This is a genomic window from Micromonospora sp. NPDC049081 (assembly GCF_040648835.1).
Classification (GTDB): Bacteria; Actinomycetota; Actinomycetes; order Mycobacteriales; family Micromonosporaceae; genus Micromonospora; species Micromonospora antibiotica.
Genome location: NZ_JBEZEK010000001.1, coordinates 791,940 through 811,538, shown reverse-complemented (window position 1 = coordinate 811,538; position 19,599 = coordinate 791,940). Strand labels below are relative to the sequence as shown.

17 protein-coding genes are annotated in these 19,599 nt (G+C 73.5%); 10 read left to right on the top strand and 7 right to left on the bottom strand.

Going from position 1 to position 19,599, the window contains the following annotated elements:
* Window positions 1–150 precede the first annotated feature (150 nt).
* The gene (locus AB0B63_RS03035; protein WP_307799461.1) at window positions 151–645 is read left to right on the top strand and encodes a GNAT family N-acetyltransferase; all 495 of its coding nucleotides are present in this window, start codon (window positions 151–153) and stop codon (window positions 643–645) included.
* A gap of 3 nt (window positions 646–648) precedes the next feature.
* The gene (locus AB0B63_RS03030) at window positions 649–1,197 is read left to right on the top strand and encodes a GNAT family protein (protein WP_357014159.1); all 549 of its coding nucleotides are present in this window, start codon (window positions 649–651) and stop codon (window positions 1,195–1,197) included.
* Between the two features lie 81 nt (window positions 1,198–1,278).
* Here AB0B63_RS03030 and AB0B63_RS03025 read toward each other — a convergent pair whose 3' ends face one another.
* Window positions 1,279–1,971 (bottom strand): NADPH-dependent F420 reductase, encoded by a 693-nt coding sequence (locus tag AB0B63_RS03025; RefSeq protein ID WP_357014156.1) that lies wholly within the window; start codon window positions 1,969–1,971, stop codon window positions 1,279–1,281.
* A 227-nt stretch (window positions 1,972–2,198) separates the two neighbouring features.
* Between AB0B63_RS03025 and AB0B63_RS03020 the strand changes: the two genes are divergently transcribed.
* Window positions 2,199–3,002 carry an SGNH/GDSL hydrolase family protein gene (locus tag AB0B63_RS03020; RefSeq protein WP_208568682.1) on the top strand — a complete coding sequence of 268 codons (804 nt, stop codon included), beginning with the start codon at window positions 2,199–2,201 and terminating at the stop codon, window positions 3,000–3,002.
* Window positions 3,003–3,747: 745 nt separating this feature from the next.
* Here the strand turns inward: AB0B63_RS03020 and AB0B63_RS03015 are convergent.
* On the bottom strand, window positions 3,748–4,236 hold the full coding sequence (locus AB0B63_RS03015; RefSeq protein ID WP_357014153.1) for a glutathione peroxidase: 489 nt from the start codon (window positions 4,234–4,236) through the stop codon (window positions 3,748–3,750).
* A gap of 186 nt (window positions 4,237–4,422) precedes the next feature.
* Between AB0B63_RS03015 and AB0B63_RS03010 the strand changes: the two genes are divergently transcribed.
* From AB0B63_RS03010 to AB0B63_RS02995, 4 genes are all read left to right on the top strand, one after another.
* On the top strand, window positions 4,423–6,057 hold the full coding sequence (locus tag AB0B63_RS03010) for a glycosyl hydrolase family 18 protein (RefSeq protein WP_357014151.1): 1,635 nt from the start codon (window positions 4,423–4,425) through the stop codon (window positions 6,055–6,057).
* Between the two features lie 285 nt (window positions 6,058–6,342).
* The gene (locus tag AB0B63_RS03005) at window positions 6,343–6,819 is read left to right on the top strand and encodes a hypothetical protein (protein ID WP_357014149.1); all 477 of its coding nucleotides are present in this window, start codon (window positions 6,343–6,345) and stop codon (window positions 6,817–6,819) included.
* Between the two features lie 67 nt (window positions 6,820–6,886).
* The gene (locus AB0B63_RS03000) at window positions 6,887–8,293 is read left to right on the top strand and encodes a class II 3-deoxy-7-phosphoheptulonate synthase (RefSeq protein WP_208568678.1); all 1,407 of its coding nucleotides are present in this window, start codon (window positions 6,887–6,889) and stop codon (window positions 8,291–8,293) included.
* Window positions 8,294–8,372: 79 nt separating this feature from the next.
* A complete protein-coding gene (locus tag AB0B63_RS02995) occupies window positions 8,373–9,392 on the top strand; it encodes a GntG family PLP-dependent aldolase (protein ID WP_357014400.1) in 1,020 nt (339 codons plus the stop codon).
* 156 nt (window positions 9,393–9,548) lie between these two features.
* Here AB0B63_RS02995 and AB0B63_RS02990 read toward each other — a convergent pair whose 3' ends face one another.
* Window positions 9,549–10,412, bottom strand: a complete 864-nt coding sequence (locus AB0B63_RS02990; RefSeq protein ID WP_357014146.1) for a deoxyribonuclease IV — start codon at window positions 10,410–10,412, stop codon at window positions 9,549–9,551.
* A complete protein-coding gene (gene pknB / locus AB0B63_RS02985) occupies window positions 10,409–12,397 on the bottom strand; it encodes a Stk1 family PASTA domain-containing Ser/Thr kinase (RefSeq protein ID WP_208568676.1) in 1,989 nt (662 codons plus the stop codon). Before pknB ends, AB0B63_RS02990 begins: the two co-directional genes overlap by 4 nt.
* A gap of 143 nt (window positions 12,398–12,540) precedes the next feature.
* On the opposite strand from pknB, the gene AB0B63_RS02980 reads away from it, so the two are divergent.
* Window positions 12,541–12,930, top strand: coding sequence for an Rv2175c family DNA-binding protein (locus tag AB0B63_RS02980; protein WP_208568675.1), 390 nt, complete (start codon window positions 12,541–12,543; stop codon window positions 12,928–12,930).
* Window positions 12,931–13,150: 220 nt separating this feature from the next.
* On the opposite strand, the gene AB0B63_RS02975 is transcribed toward AB0B63_RS02980, so the two are convergent.
* On the bottom strand, window positions 13,151–14,233 hold the full coding sequence (locus AB0B63_RS02975; RefSeq protein WP_208569763.1) for a polyprenyl synthetase family protein: 1,083 nt from the start codon (window positions 14,231–14,233) through the stop codon (window positions 13,151–13,153).
* Between the two features lie 1,053 nt (window positions 14,234–15,286).
* Here AB0B63_RS02975 and metF point away from each other — a divergent pair.
* Window positions 15,287–16,204: a methylenetetrahydrofolate reductase [NAD(P)H] gene (gene metF / locus AB0B63_RS02970; protein ID WP_219463984.1), complete on the top strand. Its 918-nt coding sequence runs from the start codon at window positions 15,287–15,289 to the stop codon at window positions 16,202–16,204.
* A 44-nt stretch (window positions 16,205–16,248) separates the two neighbouring features.
* Window positions 16,249–16,938 (top strand): CDP-alcohol phosphatidyltransferase family protein, encoded by a 690-nt coding sequence (locus tag AB0B63_RS02965; RefSeq protein ID WP_208569760.1) that lies wholly within the window; start codon window positions 16,249–16,251, stop codon window positions 16,936–16,938.
* A 36-nt stretch (window positions 16,939–16,974) separates the two neighbouring features.
* Here the strand turns inward: AB0B63_RS02965 and crtI are convergent, their stop codons facing one another.
* The gene (gene crtI / locus AB0B63_RS02960; protein ID WP_357014141.1) at window positions 16,975–18,462 is read right to left on the bottom strand and encodes a phytoene desaturase family protein; all 1,488 of its coding nucleotides are present in this window, start codon (window positions 18,460–18,462) and stop codon (window positions 16,975–16,977) included.
* Window positions 18,463–18,472: 10 nt separating this feature from the next.
* Entirely contained in the window at window positions 18,473–19,597 is a 1,125-nt protein-coding gene (locus tag AB0B63_RS02955) for a glycosyltransferase family A protein (protein WP_357014398.1), read from the bottom strand.
* Window positions 19,598–19,599: the final 2 nt, after the last annotated feature.

Sequence of the window (19,599 nt, the reverse complement as noted above, 5' to 3'; positions counted from 1 at the left end):
CGGGACCCGATCGCAAGTTGGCCGGACGTCGTGTTCCGGCACCTTCCGGTCGGCGCGGTTCCGGGCCGGCTCCGTCGTTTCCGGTCGGCGGTCCCGGGTCGGCGCGGTTCGGGTCGGCGGTCCGCCCGGGGCATCCGGTACCGTCCGTTCGTGATCAACGTTCGACGGGCCGTGGTCGCCGACGCTGGTGAGATCGTTCGCCTGCGTGGGGTGATGCTGGCCGACATCGACCAGTTGGACCCGGCACCGGGGCCCTGGCAGCAGGCGTCCCGGGAGGTGCTGCACCGGCGGCTGGCCGAGCCGGCCGACCTGATGGCGGTCTTCGTCGTCGACGACCCGGCCCGGCCCGGCGTCCTGGCGGCCTGCGCGACCGGGACCATCGAGCAGCGTCTCGGCGGCCCCGGCAACCCCGACGGCCTGACCGGGTACGTCTTCAACGTGGCCACCGAGCCGGTGCACCGTCGGCGCGGCTACGCCCGGGCCTGCCTGGAGGCGTTGCTGGACTGGTACCGGCAGCGCGGGGTCGGCAAGGTCGACCTGCGGGCCTCGACCGACGGCGAGCCGCTCTACCGGTCGCTGGGCTTCGTCCCCACTCCCGGGCCCACGCTGCGGCTGAGCCTGCCCGTCGCATACCGGAGGAACTGACGGATGTTCGCACTACCGCTGACCGGGGACGCCGAGCTGCGTCCGCTCGCACCGTGGCAGGCCGAGGAGTTCCTGGCCCACATGGAGCGGGCCCGGGCACACATCGCCCCGTGGGTGGGTGCGTCCTTCGTGGCCACCGACCTGGAGGCGGCCCGCCGGGTGCTGCGTCGGTCGGCCGACAAGTGGGCTGACGACGCCGGGGGCATCTGGGGGATCTGGCTCGACGGCGTCCTGGTCGGCGGGGTGCTGTTCGTGTCGTTCAGCACGGCGACGGGGGTGGCGGAGGCGGGCTGCTGGCTGGAGCCGGCCGCCGAGGGTCGGGGCCTGGTGACCCGGGCGGCGACCCGGATCGTGGACTGGGCGATCCGGGAACGCGGCATCCACCGGGTCGAGTGGCGGACCAGCGTCGGCAACGTCCGCAGCATCGCGGTGGCCCGGCGGCTCGGCATGCGGCACGAGGGCACCCTGCGTCAGGTCGCCCGGGGGCCGGCGGGCCGGGTGGACATGGAGGTGTGGGCGGTGCTGGCCGACGAGTGGCAGGCTCCTCGCTGACCACGGCGGGCCGCCCGCCGGCCGCACCGGCCGGGACGGGCCTCGCGGCTGCCGTCCCGGCCGGTGCGGTGGTGGTACCGGTCAGACGTCGGCGTAGCGGCGGGCGGCGGCCAGGGCGTCGCGCAGCCGCTGCGCGTCGGTCGGCAGGCCCGGCTGTTCGTAGCCGGCCGCCGGGTCGGCGGTGTAGAAGACGCCGTACGCGGCGGTGTCCCGCTGGAACCGCCAGCCCTCGGCGAGCGGCCCCACGTCGACGGTGTCGTACCCGACGGAGTCGATGAACGCGGTGACCTCGGCCTTGGCCCCGGCGTCGTCCCCGGCTACCGGCAGCGAGGTGCGGTCGGCGGCCCCCGCCGGGCGGGCCAGCGCGAGCAGGTGCTTGAAGTAGATGTTGTTGAAGGCCTTGACCACCTGCGACTCCGGCAGGTGCCGCTGGAGCAGCTCGCTGGTGGTGGTCGACTCGTCGTCCAGGTCCGGGAAGCTGTCGTCGCGCTCCGGGTAGTAGTTGTTGGTGTCGATGACGGTCTTGCCGGCGAGCGGCGCGGCCGGCACGTCCCGGTAGGCGCGCAGCGGGATGGTGACCACCACCAGGTCGCCCGCTGCCGCCGCCTCGGCCGGGGTGGCCGCCCGGGCCCGTATGCCCAACTCGTCGACCAGGTCCTTGAGCGTCTCCGGGCCGCGTGAGTTGCTGAGCACCACGTCGTGTCCGGCGGTGACCGCCAGCCGGGCCAGGGTGCTGCCGATGTTGCCGCTGCCGATGAGTCCCACAGTTGTCATGCCGGTGACCAACCGGCCGGCGTGGGTGCGTATTCCCGACCTGACCGGTGGGTTGTGCGCCCGATGTCGACCGTCCACGTCGGCCCGGCCGGGTCGTCTGTCCGACGGCGACGTCACGTGCGGATGAACCCCTAGTCACCCCTGTTACCCATCGACAACCTTCCCCAAACACATGATTGAGTGATATCTATCTCCCACCACCACTTCCTAACCCCCAGGAGTGCGACGTGCGGAGATCCCGACTCGTGACCCTCGCCGTGAGTCTCGCGGCGTCCATCGGCGTGACCCTCGGCGCGGCGGTGCCCGTCCAGGCCGCCCCCACCGACCGGTACGTGGCCCTCGGCGACTCGTACGCCTCCGGTGTCGGCGCCGGCAGCTACACCTCCGAGAGCGGCTCCTGTCAGCGCAGCAGCAACGCGTATCCGGCGCTGTACAACACCAACATCAAGCCGGCCTCGTACAAGTCGGTGGCCTGCTCCGGCGCGACCACCACCGACGTGGTCAACAACCAGCTCTCCGCGCTGACCTCGACCACCACCCTGGTCAGCGTCACCATCGGTGGCAACGACGTCGGGTTCACCACGATCATGTCGACCTGCGTGCTCCAGGGGGAGACCCAGTGCGTCGCGGCCGTGCAGGCCGCCGAGAACAAGGCCCGCGCGGAACTGCCCGCCAAGCTCGCCACCGTCTACAACGGGATCAGGTCGCGTGCGCCGTCGGCCCGGGTGGTGGTCGTCGGCTACCCGGTCTTCTACCAGCTCGGCACGGTCTGCGTGGGGCTCAGCGCGAACTCCCGCGCGAAGATCAACGAAGGCATCAACCTGATCGACGACATCACCCGTACCGCCGCCACCTCGGCCGGCTTCACGTTCGCCGACGTACGGTCCATCTTCGTCGGTCACCAGCTGTGCAGCTACGGCGAGAAGTGGCTGCACGCGTTGAACTTCGCCAACCTCGGCGTCTCGTACCACCCGACGGCGGCCGGGCAGTCCGGCGGCTACTACCCGGTCTTCCGCTCCGCCGCCGGTTGACCTGAACCGCGTCCCGTTGGCTCCACCGTGACCGCGTCGCCCCGCCCGGGTCGGCGCGGTCACGGCCGTCGGGTGGGTCTGCGGCATCCTGTCCGGCGGGGTCGGGTCCACGGGTGTCCCTGTTCCGGTCTGCTCCCCGGGTGCAGGTGCGTCGGCTTCCGAGCGTGGGTGGGCCGCCCGGTCGAGTGCCGGACGCCGGCCCACCTACCGATGTCGTTGCGGGCGCTTTCGAGCTGATGACGTTGACGACTCGCTGCTCGGTCCCGGGTCCCTGATTGCCTGATGACGTTGCCGGCTCGCTGCTCGGTCCCGGGTCCCTGGCTGCCATCCGGGCCGGGTGGGGTGTCGTGCCCGGTAGGGGATCACGTGGCGTGTCGTCACCGGGGCCGGGGCGGACGGCGCTGCCGGGCGGGGGTGGGTCTCGCCGTCGGTCCGGCGCACCTTCCTCGGCCAGCGGCACCCCTTGACCACCCCGGGTGCCCGGGCGAGGGAAGGACGTGACTCGCCGTGTCCGCAGGGGAGCGACCCGGCCCTGTTCGAGGGGTGACTCGTTGGTGTCGTCAGCTCGAAAGGGCGGGAAGGGGTCTTCGTGCCGGCGCGGCCGGTCCGCGTCGTGGGCGGGGCTCGGTGGGCGGGGCTCGGTAGCTGGGGGTGCGCTGACCGAGGGTGGCTCAGCCGGCCACCGTCGCGACCATTGCGGGTGGGTCGGGTCGGTGGCCGGCTCCGGAGAGGCGGGGACGCGCTGTCAGGCGGGGAGAACCTTCTCGACGGCGGCGCGTAGCTCGGCCGAGTCCGGCGTGATGGTCGGCGCGAACCGGGCGGCGACCGTGCCGTCCGGGGCGACCAGGAACTTCTCGAAGTTCCACCGGACGTCGCCGGTGTGCCCCTCGGCGTCGGGAGTGTCGACCAGCGCCGCGTAGAGGGGGTGCCGGGCCGGGCCGTTGACGTCGACCTTCTCGGTCAGCGGGAAGGTGACGCGATAGTTGACCTGGCAGAATTCGCCGATCTCGGCGGCCGTGCCGGGTTCCTGCCCGGCGAACTGGTTGCACGGTACGCCGAGCACCACCAGGCCGCGGTCGGCGTACTCGGTGGCCAGCGCCTGGAGGGCGGCGTACTGCGGGGTGAGGCCGCAGCGGGAGGCCACGTTCACCACCAGCAGTGCCCGGCCCCGGTAGCCGGCCAGGTCGGCCGGCCCACCGGCCAGGGCGTCGATCTCGATGTCGAAGACGGTCATGTGGCGAGGTTAGCGCCCGGGCCGCCGCCCGCTTCGCTGCTCGTCCCGCCGGCGGGTCCGCTGCTCGTCCCGTCGCCCCGGGCCGGTGATGAATCGACGGATGCGCATCTTGACGAAGTGATGACGGTGTGAGTAGCGTCTCCCCATCGATTTGGAAAGTTTCCTAACTGTTTGAGGAGGCGCCTCATGAAGAGATCGCTCCGCCGCGCCCTCTGGGCCGGCGCCGTCATGGCGCTGACCGTGGCGGCGGTACCGGTGACCTCGGCGTTCGGCGCCGGAAGCGTCACCGCGACATTCGCCTCGGCCCAGGACTGGGGGACCGGCCACGAAGGGCGGGTCACCGTCGCCAACGGCTCCAGTGCCAGCGTCAGCACCTGGCGCATCGAGTTCGACCTGCCGTCCGGCACCACCATCAGCAGCTTCTGGGACGCCGACGTCACCAACAGCGGCAACCACTACGTGGCGGTGAAGAAGAGCTGGGCCGGGCCGCTCGCCCCGGGGGCCAGCTTCAGCTGGGGCTACAACGGCACCGGGCCGTACAGGGCGCCGCTGAACTGCACGATCAACGGCGCGTCGTGCGGCGGCGGCACCCCGCCCACCACGAAGCCGCCGACGACCCCGCCGCCCACCACGGCCCCGCCCACCACCGCCCCGCCGACGCCCCCGCCCCCGACGACCCCGCCACCCACGACCACCCCGCCCAGCGGGGACAAGAAGGTCGTCGGCTACTTCGCCGAGTGGGGCGTCTACGGCCGCAACTACCACGTCAAGAACATCGCCACCAGCGGCTCCGCCGCCAAGCTCACCCACATCCTGTACGCCTTCGGTAACACCACCGGCGGTCGGTGCACGATCGGGGACAGCTACGCCGACTACGACAAGGCGTACACGGCGGCGGACAGCGTCGACGGCGTCGCCGACACCTGGGACCAGCCGCTGCGCGGCAGCTTCAACCAGCTGCGCAAGCTCAAGAAGATGTACCCGCACCTGAAGGTGATCTGGTCCTTCGGCGGCTGGACCTGGTCGGGTGGCTTCACCCAGGCCGCGCAGAACCCGGCCGCGTTCGCCGACAGCTGCTACAGCCTGGTCGAGGACCCGCGCTGGGCGGACGTCTTCGACGGCATCGACGTCGACTGGGAGTACCCCAACGCCTGCGGTCTGAGCTGTGACAGCAGCGGCCCGAACGCGTTCAAGAGCGTGATCTCCGCGCTGCGGGCCAAGTTCGGCTCGTCGGCCCTGGTCACGGCCGCGATCACCGCCGACGGCAGCAACGGCGGCAAGATCGACGCCACCGACTACGCCGGTGCGGTGGGCAACCTCAACTGGCTGATGCCGATGACGTACGACTACTTCGGCGCGTTCAACGCCCAGGGCCCCACCGCCCCGCACTCGCCGCTCACCTCGTACACCGGGATCCCGCAGCAGGGCTTCAACTCCGACGCGGCGATCCAGAAGCTCAAGTCCAAGGGCGTACCGGCCAACAAGCTGCTGCTCGGCGTCGGCTTCTACGGTCGGGGCTGGACCGGGGTGACCCAGGCCGCCCCGGGCGGCACCGCCACCGGCGCGGCCCCCGGCACCTACGAGGCAGGCATCGAGGACTACAAGGTGCTGAAGAACACCTGCCCGGCCACCGGCACCATCGCCGGCACCGCGTACGCCAAGTGCGGCAGCAACTGGTGGAGCTACGACACCCCGGCCACCATCGGCGGCAAGATGACCTACGCGAAGAACCAGGGCCTCGGCGGCGCGTTCTTCTGGGAACTCTCCGGCGACACGAGCAACGGTGAGCTGATCGGCGCCATCAAGGGCGGCCTCGGCTGAGCCGAGCGCCCGACGCACCACCCGCGCGGGGAGGGACCGGCCACCGGTCCCTCCCCGCCCGGCTGCGGCCAGGGCCTGTCCGACGCCCGTCCGGGTCGGCCCGTGCCGGGTAGGGTGGTCAGCTTCCGGCGTCGGGCGGTCCCGTCGGACGAAACGCCGGCCGGCTCGGGCGGCGCGGCCGTGACGGGTTGCCACCGCACGGGTGCGGTGTGGCAGACTCGCCGCTCGGCATCCGGTCGACAACCGCCCCAGGGGCCGGTCGACATCCGCACCCGGGGAGGACGTATGGGCCGCAGGTTCCGCACCGCCGGCGTCGTACCGCTGGCCCTGCTGCCGTTCGCCCTGCTCGGCTGCGGTCTCGGCGGGGACGACGAGGCCGACGGCGGACCCACCCGGGTCCCCGCCCAGGAGGCGGCCACCAAGGCCCGCGAGCGGGTGCAGGCGTACCTCGACGCGATGGCGGCCAAGGACCCTGCCGCCGGCCGCAACCAGCTCTGCGCGACGATGCAGGCGGGCTTCGACGCCGCCGCAACCGGGCCGAACGGTGACTTCGCCGACCACTTCACGGTGCCCGCCACGACGATCACCGACATCCGGACCGGTGCCAAGGGCCAGGAGGTCAGCACCACCGTGACCGTTTCGGTGGGGTCGAAGAAGACCACCCGGCCGCTGCTGTTCACCGTCACCCGCGACGGCGCGGACTGGTGCATCGCGGGCGAGGAACCCGGCGGGCACACCCCGGCACCGTCGGTCACCCCCTGACTCCCACCTTCCGGAACCCCGCCCCTCGGGGGCGCAGCGTCCAGACCGTCGCCGTACGCTTTCTCCCATGCGCCATGAGTGGCATCAGCTGAGCTACCCCGCCGTGAGCAGCCCCGGGCTGCAGACCAGCCGCCCCACCGTCGACTCGGCCGAGGACGCCGCGCTCGGCCTCGACCGGTGGCGCGAACTGCCCCGTCAGCAGACCCCGCCGTGGTCCGACCCGGCCCAGGTCGCCGAGGTGTGCAAGGTGCTCGACACCGTGCCGTCGGTGGTCGCCCCCTACGAGGTCGACCAGCTGCGGCGCAAGCTCGCCCTGGTCTGCGAGGGCAAGGCGTTCCTGCTCCAGGGCGGTGACTGCGCCGAGACCTTCGCCGACAACACCGAGAGCCACCTGCTGGCCAACGCCCGCACCCTGCTCCAGATGGCGATCGTGCTCACCTACGGCGCGTCCCTGCCGGTGGTGAAGGTGGCCCGGGTCGCCGGCCAGTACACCAAGCCCCGGTCGCTGCCGACCGACGCCCGGGGCCTGCCCGCCTACCGCGGCGACATGATCAACGCGCTGGAGGCCGACCCGGCCGCCCGGGTCGCCGACCCGCAGCGCATGATCCGGGCGTACGCGAACTCGGCCGCCGCGATGAACATGCTGCGCGCCTACCTGGCCGGCGGACTGGCCGACCTGCACGCGGTGCACGACTGGAACAAGGGCTTCGTGAAGAACTCCCCGGCGGGGGAGCGCTACGAGGCGATCGCCCGGGAGATCGACCGGGCCATCGCGTTCATCCGGGCCTGCGGGATGACCGAGGACGACGCGTTGCGTACCGTCACCCTCTACTGCTCCCACGAGGCGCTGGCCCTGGAGTACGACCGGGCGCTCACCCGGGTCTCCGACCGCCGGGCGTACGGGCTGTCCGGGCACTTCCTGTGGGTCGGCGAGCGGACCCGGCAGCTCGACGGCGCGCACATCGACTACATCTCCCGCATCGCCAACCCGATCGGGGTGAAGCTCGGCCCGACCACCACCCCGGACGAGGCGATCGAGCTGTGCGAGAAGCTCAACCCGGAGAACATCCCGGGCCGGCTCACCCTGATCAGCCGGATGGGCAACCACAAGGTCCGCGACGCGCTGCCGCCGATCGTCGCCAAGGTCACCGCCGCCGGGGCGAAGGTGGTGTGGCAGTGCGACCCGATGCACGGCAACACCCACGAGTCGTCGAACGGCTACAAGACCCGGCACTTCGACCGGATCGTCGACGAGGTGCTCGGCTACTTCGAGGTGCACCGAGGGCTGGACACCCACCCCGGCGGCATCCACGTCGAGCTGACCGGTGAGGACGTCACCGAGTGCCTCGGCGGCGCCCAGGGCATCGAGGACCTCGACCTGCCCGGCCGGTACGAGACCGCCTGCGACCCCCGGCTGAACACCCAGCAGTCGCTGGAGCTGGCCTTCCTGGTCGCGGAGATGCTCCGTGGCTGACCATCCGGCCGACCTCGCCGGTGCCCCGACGGGCGGGCCGGGCCCGGCGCGTTCCGGCCGCCCCGGCGACCCGGGCCCGGTGGTGGACCTGCGCTCCGACACGGTGACCCGGCCCACCGCCGGAATGCGCGAGGCGATGGCCGCCGCCGAGGTCGGCGACGACGTCTACGCCGAGGACCCGACGGTCAACGCGTTGGAGGCCGAGGTCGCCGCGCTCTTCGGGCACGAGGCGGCGCTCTTCGCCCCGACCGGCTCGATGGCCAACCAGATCGCCCTGCAACTGGTCGTCGCACCGGGTGACGAACTGCTCTGCGACGCCGACGCGCACGTGGTCACGTACGAGGTCGGCGCGGCGGCGGCGTACGGTGCGATCTCCACCCGGACCTGGCCGGCCGTCGGCGCGGACCTCGACCCGGGCGTGGTGGCGGCGATGATCCGGCCGGACGGCTACTTCGCGGTGCCGACCCGGGCCATCGCCGTGGAGCAGACCCACAACCGGGGTGGTGGTGGGGTGATCCCGCTGGCGACCCTGCGGGAGCTGCGCCGGGTCGCCGACACCGCCGGCCTCGCCCTGCACTGCGACGGCGCCCGGATCTGGCACGCGCACGTCGCCGACGGGGTGCCGCTGCACGAGTACGGCGCGCTCTTCGACACCCTGTCGGTCTGCCTGTCCAAGGGCCTCGGCGCACCGGTCGGCTCGCTGGTCGTGGGCAGCGCCGAGCGGATCGACCGGGCCCGGTTCCTGCGCAAGCGGATGGGGGGCGGGATGCGGCAGGTCGGGGTGCTCGCCGCCGCCGGCCGGTACGCCCTGGCCCACCATCTCGACCGGCTCGCCGACGACCACGCCCGCGCCGCCCGGCTCGCCGAGGCGCTCGCCCCGTGCGGGGTGCTCGCCGGTCCGGTACGCACCAACATCGTCCCGTTGGACCTGACCGGGCACCGGCTCGACGCGCGGGCCCTGGCCGCCGCCGCCCGCGCCGAGGGGGTGCTGCTGTCGGTGCTCGGCCCCCGTACCGCCCGCCTGGTCACCCACCTCGACCTCGACGACGCCGCCATCGACCACGCCACCAAGATCCTCCCCCACCTCCTAACCCCCTAACCTCCATCCGCCCCCTCCGCCCCTTCGGGTGTTGATCAAGAGGTTTGCGTCAGCCTGGAGATCAAACTTGACGCGAACCTCTTGATCACCGGGGACGCCGAGCGGGGGGATGCCGAGTCGGGGGGGCGGCGGGTGGGAGGGTGTGCGGGGGAGGGGTCAGGGGGTTTGGAGGCGGGTGAGGGTGGCTATGTCGGTGGCGTGGCCCTCGTGCTTGTCCGAGGGGGTTTCCACGACGACGGGGATGCCGGCGGTCGCCGGGTGGGTCATCAGCTCGGCGAAGGCGGGCTCGCCGATGTTGCCCTTGCCGATGTTCTCGTGCCGGTCCCGGGTGGAGCCGCACAGGTCCTTGGAGTCGTTGGCGTGGATCAGCTTCAGCCGGTCCGCCCCCACGGTGGCGACCAGGGTGTCCAGGGTCGCCGTCATGCCGCCAGGCACGGCCAGGTCGTGCCCGGCCGCCCAGGCGTGGCAGGTGTCGAAGCAGACGCCCAGCCCCGGATGCCGGTCGACCGCGTCCAGATACGGGCCGAGGTGCTCCACCCGGGAGGCCAGTGACCGGCCGCCACCGGCGCTCGGCTCCACCAGAAGCAGCGGACCGCCGCCGGCCGTGATCTCGTCGAGCAGCGGCAGCAGCGACTCGCGTACCTGCCGCAGGGCGGTCTCGGCGTAACCGGCGTCGACCGCGCTACCAGCGTGGAACACCACGCCCCGGGCACCGATCGCCCGCCCCCGGCGCAACGCGTGCGCCAGCGTCAGCGTCGACTTCTCCACCGTCGCCGGGGTGGGCGAGCCGAGGTTCACCAGCAGCGACGCGTGGATGTAGACGGGCACGCCCCGGGCGGCGCAACCCTCGGCGAACAGTGCGTCCTGAGCCGGGTCGCCCGGCGGCAACGCCCAGCCCCGCGAGTTGGCGACGTAGACCTGCACCACCTGGGAGCCGGCCGCGTCCACGTACGGCAGGGCGGCCCTGGCCAGCCCACCAGAGGTGGGGGTGTGCGAGCCGACCGGCCGGCGGGTGCTCACAGGCAGCCCAGGGTGACCGGGGTGCCCGGCGGCACCTGCGAGTTTTCGCCCGGGTTCTGGAACCGGACGGTGCCGTTGGGGTTGAACTGGACGTTCACCGTGAACCCGGCCCCCTCCAGCTGCTGCTTGGCCTGCTGGCAGGGCAGGTCGACGACCCGTGGGACGGTCACCTGCGGCGGGCCCTTGCTGACCTCCAGTTTGACCTTGGTGCCCTTCTCCACGCCCGCGCCGTCGGCCGGGCTCTGCCCGAGGACCTCGTCGCGGGGCTTGTCGGACTCCTTGTAGGTTGTCTCGGCCACCACCAGCCCGAGCTGGGACAACGCGGACCGGGCGTCGTTGAGGCTCTTGCCGACCAGGTCGGGCACGGTGATCGGGGCGCGGCCCCGGCTGAGGATGACGGTCACCTTCGTGCCCGGCTTGACCTCGGTGCCCACCTTCGGGTTGGTGTCCACCACCACCCCGGCCGGCAGGTTGTCGTCATAGCGGGGGCTGCCCTTGGCGACCACCAGCTTCGCGCCGGTCAGGTCGGCCTCGGCCAGGCCGAACTCCTTGCCGACGACGTCCGGCAGCGGGAACCGCTCCGGGCCGAGGGAGAGGGTCACCGTGATGGTGCCACCCTTGAGGATCTTGGCGGCCGAACCCGGGTCCTGGGCGACCACCCCGTCGCGGGGGATCTTCTCGTCGTAGCGCGGCGCGGCGAAGTCGAGCTGGAAACCCGCCCGGTCCGCCTGCGCCTGCGCATCGGCCCGGCTGAGGTTCACCAGCTGCGGCGCGACCGTGTAGCGGCCCACCCCCACCCACCAGCCGCCCATCGCGGCGAGCAGGCCGACCACCACCACGGCCGCCGCCACCGACAGCCGGCCGCGCGGGGTGCCCATCACCCGGGTACGCAGCTCCGCCAGGCGGGACCCCAGGCCGGCGCTCTCGGTGGCCCGGCGTCGGTGCGGGCGCTGCGGGGCGGCCGGCTCGGGCAGCCGCGCCCAGGTCGGCCGGGTGACCGGGGTGACCGCCGCGACCACCATCGTCGGCTGGGCCACCGCCGGCAACTCCTCGGCCACCCGACCCAGCACGGCGGTGTGCGCATTCGGGTTGCCCAGGTCGTCCCGGGCCACCTGCACCTCGGCCAGCAGGGCGCCCGCGTCGGCCGGACGCGCGCCCGGGTCCCGTCGGGTCGCCCGGGCGACCAGCTCGTCGAGCACCCGGGGCAGGCCCGGCACCAGGACCGACGGGGCCGGGACGTCCCGGTCGACGTGCTGCCAGGCCACGTCGACCGGGCGGTCCCCGTCGTACGGCACCCGGCCGGTGAGCATCTCGAACAGCACGATGCCGGCCGAGTAGACGTCGGTACGGGGATCGGCGCGTCCGTCGGTGACCAGCTCCGGTGCCACGTACGCGACGGTCGCCATCAGTTGGTTGCCGTCGCCCTCCTCGGCGCTGGCCTCCACCGCGCGGGCCAGGCCGAAGTCGGCGACCTTGACCACGCTGTCGACCAGATTGGCGACCCCGCCGGTGGGCGCCTCGGCCACCAGCACGTTCTCCGGCTTGACATCACGATGGACCAGTCCGGCCCGGTGCGCGGCGGCGATCGCGGCGAGCATCTGCTCCATGATCGCAAGCGCCTCGTCGGGGTTCAGCCGGCGGCGTTCGGCGAGCACCTCACGCAGGGTGCGACCCCGGACGTACTCCATCACCAGGTAGGGCAGCCCCTGGTGGGTGCCCTGGTCGTAGACGGCGACCACGTTGGGGTGGGTCAGCCGGGCGATGGCCTTGGCCTCGTCGGTGAACCGGTCCGGAAAGCCCGCCAGCCGCGACCGCGCCTCGGCGGCCTGGGACGGGTGGATGATCTTCACCGCGACGGTACGCTCCAGGCGCTCGTCGGTGGCGGTGTACACGGTCGCCATGCCGCCACGGGCCACGCGGCCGCGAATGCGGTAGCGCCCGTCGAGCAGCGAGCCCAGCAACGTGTCGGCGACCTGTATGTCCATCGGCAGGGAGTCTATGTGTCCTGAGGGTGAAGGTTGAACAGGATGCTACAGCCGGGCTCCCCGCCGGTCCGTCCCGGCGCGCTCACCCAGGCCCGACGGGGTGCCGCTGCACGGGTGGCCGGGTGACGTGGCAGGGTGGTCCGGTGACCGATTCCGTACCCGCCGACCAGCCTGCCGACAGCGACCTCGGCGGCCCCCGCGACCCGGCCGAGTGGCTCACCCTCCCCGACGTCGCCGAGCGGCTCGACCTGTCGATCAGCAAGGTCCATCAGATGATCCGGGACCGCGAGTTGATCGCCGTCCGTCGCGACGGCGTCCGCCGGATCCCCGCCGATCTGGTGGCCAACAAGACGGTGCTCAAGCACCTGCCCGGCGTGCTCAACCTGCTCGCCGACGCCGGCTATGACGACGAGGCCGCCCTGCGCTGGCTCTACGAGCCCGACGACACCCTCTCCGGCGGCACGGGCGCGGTCACCCTCGGCGGCGACCACGCCCGCGAGGTGAAACGCCGCGCCCAGGCCCTCGGCTTCTAGCCCGATCCCCGCCCCACCCTTCCCCCCGGCCTTTCCACCCCCAACCCCCAACCCCTGCCCCCGCCCGCGTTGATCAAGAGGTTTGGGTCAGTTGATCAAGAGGTTTGGGTCATCTGACGGCCCATTCGTGACCGAAACCTCTTGATCAACGTGATTGGGCGGGCGGGCGGGCGGGCGGGGCGGGGTGGGGCGGGGAGGGAGGCGGGGGAGGGGGAGGGGGTTAGTCGGCGCGGCGGGTGGCGGCTATGGCCAGGTCGACCAGGGCCTGGCGGGCCTCGGTGTCGAGGTCGACGCCGGCCAGGGCGGCCAGGGCGGTGTCGGTGAGGGTGACGATGCGCTGCTCGGTGCGGGCCAACGCGCCGGTGGCGCTGATCAGCTCGCGGAGCCGGGCCACCCCGTCCTCGTCCAGCTCCGGATCGCCGAGCCGGCTGAGCAGCAGGTCCCGGCCGGCCTCGTCGGCGACCTCCACCGCCGCCGCCACCAGGTAGGTGCGCTTACCCTCGCGCAGGTCGTCCCCGGCCGGCTTGCCGGTCTGCGCCGGGTCGCCGAACACCCCCAGCACGTCGTCGCGGAGCTGGAACGCCTCACCGAGCGGCAACCCGTACGCCGAGTAGGCGGTACGCACGTCGGGCGACGCGTCGGCGAGCGCAGCGCCGAGCAGCAACGGCCGCTCGACGGTGTACTTGGCCGACTTGTACCGGGCCACCTTGCCGGCCCGCTCCAGCGAGACCTCCCCGGTCGCCTGGGTGAGCACGTCGAGGTACTGCCCGACGGTGACCTCGCCGCGCATCTCGTCGAAGACCGGTCGGGCCCGGGCCACCGTGTGCGGGGCCAGTCCGGCGGAGTGCAGCAGCTCGTCGGACCAGACCAGGCAGAGGTCACCGAGCAGGATCGCCGCCGCGTCGCCGAAGCTGTCCGGATCACCGTGCCAGCCGGACGCCCGGTGTCGGGTGGCGAACCGTCGGTGCACCGCCGGCTCACCACGCCGGGTGTCCGACCGGTCCATCAGGTCGTCATGGATCAGCGCGCTGGCCTGGAAGAACTCCAGTGCCGCCAGGGCGGTCACCACCGGGTCGGCGTCCACCCCGCCGGCACCCCGGAACCCCCAGTACGCGAAGGCCGGACGCAGCCGCTTGCCGCCACCGAGCACGAACCCCTCGATGGCCTCGGCGACCGGGGCCAGTGCCTCGTCGATGCCGGCCATCCAGCTGCGCCGGCCGGACAGGAACTCGGTCAGCGCCTTGTCGACGCGCTGCCGCAGGCCGGCACGGTCGACAGGGGAGACGGGAGCAGCGTGGGTCACGCCACGACGCTAGCCGGTCCCCACCGCCGCCGCCTCACCAGCGGCTCGGCGCGTCATCCCGGTCGCCACCCCGACCCCGCCCGACCGGGCGGCCGGGGTGTCCCGCCGGACGGGACGGACCGTTGCCCGACCCCGGTCCTTTGCCCGACCCCGGTCCTTTGCCCGACACGGGTCCTTTGCCCGACACGGGACGGCCGCCCGACACGGGTCCCTTGCCCGACATGGGACCGCCGCCCGACACAGGACCGCCGCCCGACCCCGGTCCCTTGCCCGGCGTCGGACCGGTCCGACGCCGCTGCGGTGTCGGCCCGTCCGGACCCGGCTCGATCCATCGACCCGGAGCGGCGTTGCCGGCCCGGGTCGGCTTCGGAGCGGCCTGCCGGGTCGGAGTGGCTCGCCGGGTCGGAGCGGCTCGCCGGGTCGGAGCGGCCTGCCGGGTGGGAGTGGCAGGTCGGGTGGGGTCGGTCTGCCGGGTGGGAGTGGCTCGCCGGGTCGGGTCGGCCCGCCGGGTCGGAGCGGCCTGCCGGTCGCGGGGCGGGCCGCCGGCCAGGGACCCGATCGGAGCGTCGAGGACGACGGCGAGCTGCCGTCGCCAGCGGTCGCCCGGCACCCGTACCGCCCGTTCCCACCGGGACACCTCGTGCCGGGTCAGGGTGGGTGTGCCGGCGGTGGCGCACAGCTCGTCGGCGAGCCGCTGCTGGCTCCACCCACGGGCCAGCCGCAGTTGGGTGATCAGCGGCCCGAGCAGGCTCGGGTCGGACGGGGTCATCGGTCCTCCGGTGGGTGTCGACGCGGCCGTGCCCGTCCGCCCCACAGCACGGCCGGGATGCCGCCGGTCACGGTGGCCGACCCCCGCGCGTGACCCCGGGCGTCGGCACCGACCGACGCCACCCGCGCCCGTCCGTTCTACCCCCGGCGTACGACGTTTCCACCCCGGGGTCACGACGTGCGCCGCCGCGTGGCGACGGCGTCGGTCGGCCGGGTTTCGGCGGGTGTCGATGCTCTGGTGGGAAGTGCGTGGGGTCGGGCCGCGTCGCCCGCTAGAGTCGTCACGTGGCGCTCGGTCTTCCCTCTGTCCTTCCCAATCCCCAGCCGGCGATCGGGGAGCTGATCCGCGACCGCCAGCCGACGTTCTCGTTCGAGTTCTTCCCGCCCAAGACGGCGCAGGGCGAGCGGCTGCTCTGGCAGGCCATCCGGGAGCTGGAGTCGTTGCGCCCGTCGTTCGTGTCGATCACCTACGGGGCCGGTGGTTCGACCCGGGACACCACGGTCGCGGTGACCGAACGGATCGCCACCGAGACCACGCTGCTGCCGATGGCGCACCTGACCGCCGTCAACCACTCCGTCGCCGAGCTGCGCAACGTGATCGGACGGCTGGCCGGCGTGGGGGTGCGCAACGTGCTCGCCGTCCGGGGTGACCCGCCCGGTGACCCGGGAGGGGAGTGGATCCGGCACCCGGAGGGCGTCGACTACGCCGAGGACCTGGTCCGGCTGGTCCGGGAGGCCGGCGACTTCAGCGTCGGGGTGGCCGCCTTCCCCTACAAGCATCCCCGCTCGGCCGACGTGGACAGCGACACCGCGCACTTCGTGCGTAAGTGTCGGGCCGGCGCGGAGTTCGCCATCACCCAGATGTTCTTCGACGCCGACGACTACCTGCGGCTGCGCGACCGGGTCGCGGCGGCCGGCTGCGACACCCCGATCCTGGCCGGGGTGATGCCGGTGACCCAGATCGGCACCATCGAACGTTCGGTGCAGCTGTCCGGAGCGCCCTTCCCGCCCGCACTGGCCGAGCGGTTCGCCCGGGTCGCCGACGACCCGGAGGCGGTCCGCCGGCTCGGCATCGAACAGGCCAGCGAGATGTGCGCCCGGTTGCTCGACGAGGGGGTGCCCGGCATCCACTTCATCACCCTCAACCGTTCTCCCGCGACCCGGGAGGTGTGGCGCAGCCTGCGGGCCGACGCCCGGGTGTGAACGCGTCGACCCCGACACCTCGACCAGGCCGCGACGGTTGACCGATGGTGGGCACACAGCTGAAATGGGACGAGTACGCGACCGCGTGGGCGCGGTTGCACGGTGGCTTCGACCCCCGGGTCGCGGCGCCGGTGGTCCGGGCCTGGCTGCGTTTCGCGTACCACGTCGGCTATGTGCTGGGGCGGCTGCGGGTGACCCCGACCGCGGTGACCGTCGGCGGGGTGCTGCTCTGCCTGTGCGTGCCGCTGTTCAGCGTCCGGTCGGCGCAGGGCCCGATCGTCGGCGCGCTGTTCGTGCTGTTGGCCTCGGTCGCCGACAGTGTCGACGGGGCGGTCGCGGTCGCCACCGGCCGGACCACCCGGCTCGGCTACGTCTACGACTCGGTCGCCGACCGGCTCGGTGAGATCGCCTGGCTGGCGGCGTTCTGGCTGATCGGAGCGCCCGGCGCGCTGGTGGTCGCGGCCGGCGCGTTGTCCTGGCTGCACGAGTACGTGCGGGCCCGCGCGGTCGCCGCCGGGATGCGGGAGATCGGTGCGGTCACCGTGGGGGAGCGGCCCACCCGGGTCTGCGTCGCCCTGGTCGGGCTGCTGCTGGCCGGGTTGACCGGGCTCATCGACCTCGACCTGACCGCCGGCACCATCACCATGGCCACCGCCGTCTGGGTGCTGCTGGCCGGCTTCGGCCTGGGGCAGCTGCTGTCCACCGTCCGCCGCGCCCTGCTCGACGCCGGCTGACCCGCCCGCCCCGACGGGCCGGGCAGGGGCGGTGACCTACCAGGCGGGGCCGATCTCGTCGGCGACGATCTGCGCCGACAGGGTGACCATGGGCAGGCCGCCGCCGGGGTGGGTGGAGCCGCCGACCAGCCACAACCCGTGCACCGGCCCCCGGTTGGCGGGGCGGAGCAGCCCACCGGCCGTGCCGTAGATCGACCCGCCGGGCGCGGCGGTCGCGGCGTCCAGGTCGGCGGGGGTACGGGTCTCGCGGAACACCAGCCGGTCGCGGACGTCGACCCCGCGCGCGGCGAGCACGTCGAGGATCCGGTCGGCGTACGCGTCGGCGAGCCCCGGCCGACGCCAGTTGACGGCGTCCGGGGCGGTGCCGTGGCGGGCGGCGTTGACCAGCACGAACCACGCCTCGTGCCCGGTCGGGCGGGCGGTCGGGTCGTCGGCCACGGTGACGAAGATTGTCGGGTCGGTCGCCGGTCGGGCCCGCACCCCCCGCCCGGGGTCACCGAAGACGGCGTCGAACTCGGCGTCGTAGTCGGTGGGGAAGAAGACGTTGTGGTGGGCCAGCCCGGAGTCGCCGCGTACCCCGAGCAGCAGCACGAAACCGGCCAGGCTGCGGTCGGTGAGGGCGGCCAGCCGCCCCGGGTGCGGCAGCAGGTCCCGGTAGACGGTGAGCGCGTCGGCGTTGGCGACGACCACGTCGGCGGGGACGGGCGCGTGGACCCCGGCGAGGCGTACCCCGTGCACCCGGCCACCGGCGGCGTCGATCCGGGTGACGGTCTCCCCGGTGCGGACCGTCACGCCCAGATCCAGGCAGCGGGACAGCAGCGCGTCGGCCAGGGTGCCCAGCCCGCCGCGCAGGTACCAGCCGCCGAAGGTCAGCTCGGCGTAGGGGACGGCGACCAGCGCGGCCGGGGCCCGGCGTGGGTCCGCGCCGGTGTAGGTGGCGTACCGGTCGAGCAGCATCCGCAGCCGGGGGTCGGACAGGTGGCTGCGGCCCAGCCCGCGCAGGGTGCGGCCGGGCCCGATGGCGGCCAGGTCACCCAGCCGCCAGGCCAGCGCCGCCAGGTCGCGCGGCGAGTCGACGGTACGCCGCAGGATGTCCCGGTGCGACGCGGTCCACACCCGGGCGGCCCGCCGCCACAGCCGCCGCCAGTCGGCGGCGGCCCGGTCGCCGAGGGCGACGCCGATGCGGGCGGCGAACTCGTCCGGGTCGGCGCACGAGTCGAGGGCCGGCCCGCCGCCGGGGAAGACGTGCCGCACGATCGGGTCCAGCGGGGTCAGGTCGAGGTACTCGTCGAGTTTCGCGCCGGTGGCCTCGAACAGGTCGTGGAAGACCTGCGGCAGGGTGAGCAGGCTCGGCCCGGTGTCGAAGTGGAAGCTGCCCGCCGGGGTGTCGTGGACGTACCTGCCGAGTTTGCCGCCGACGGTGTCGGACCGTTCGAAGACGGTCACCTCGTGCCCGCTGACGGCGAGCCGGGCGGCGGTGGCCAGCCCGCCCACGCCGGCGCCGATGACCACGATCCGCGCCATGCCGCGCCTCCTAGCTGACCGGGCGGCCACGCCAGGACAGGCGACGCCGCTTCCGCAGATGGTACGACCGCAGGGTCAGCCAACCGAGCACCACGACCGAGCCGGGGTGGGCCAGCGCGTCGGGCCAGGCCCGGCCACCGGTGGCGCGGGCGGCGACCACCCGTCCGGCGACTCCCGCCGCGTACCCGGTCAGGGCCAGCCCGGCGGCCGGCGGTGAACCCGCCACCAGCGCCGTCACCGCCAGCAGCGGCGGCGCGGTGTAGAGCAGCAGCAGCGCGGCGACCACGGTCGCGGCGGCCGTCGGGTGGCCGAAGGTGGCCCAGAGCGACTTGGTGTAGCCGTCGCGCAGCTGCGGCCAGGTCTCGTACATCCGGCAGGCGGCCAGCCGGGAGCCGTCGGCCAGCGCGATCCGGCCGCCCGCGCGTTTCACCGCCCGGGCCAGCTCGATGTCCTCCAGCACCCGGTCGGCGACCGCGGCGTGCCCGCCGGCCCGCTCGTAGCCGGCCCGGTCCACCAGCAGGAACTGCCCACCGGCGGCGGCCAGCGACGGCCGCGGCGAGCGTTCCATCGCGCGCAGCGGCAGGAAGGTCAGCCACAACCACTGCAACAGCGGCTGCACCAGCCGGTCACCCACCGTCCGCACCAGAATCCTCGGGTACGCCGACAGCAGCGTCGCCCGCGCCGCCCGCAGCTCGGTCACCGCCGCCGCCACCGCGTACGGGGTGAGCACCACGTCCGCGTCGACGAAGGCGTACACGGTGGCGTCCGGTCCGGCGTGCCCGGCGAGCTGGTGGCAGGCGTACGGCTTGCCCAGCCAGCCCGGTGGCGGGGTGACCCCGGTGTGCAGGGTGACCCGGGGGTCGTCACCGACGACCGCGCGGACCACTCCGGCGGTGCCGTCGGTCGAACCGTCGTCGAGCACCACGATCCGCAGGTCGGGCACCCCCTGTTGGGCGAGCAGCGCGCGCAGGCACGGGGTGACCCGATCGGCCTCGTCGCGCAGCGGCAGCAGCACCGCCACCGTCTCGTCGACCCCGACCGGCCCGTCGGCGGGCCGGCGCAGCCAGTACCGGGCGTTGACCCAGGTGTGCGCGGTCAGCGCGGTCACCGCGATGGCGAGCACGAGCGCGACCACGG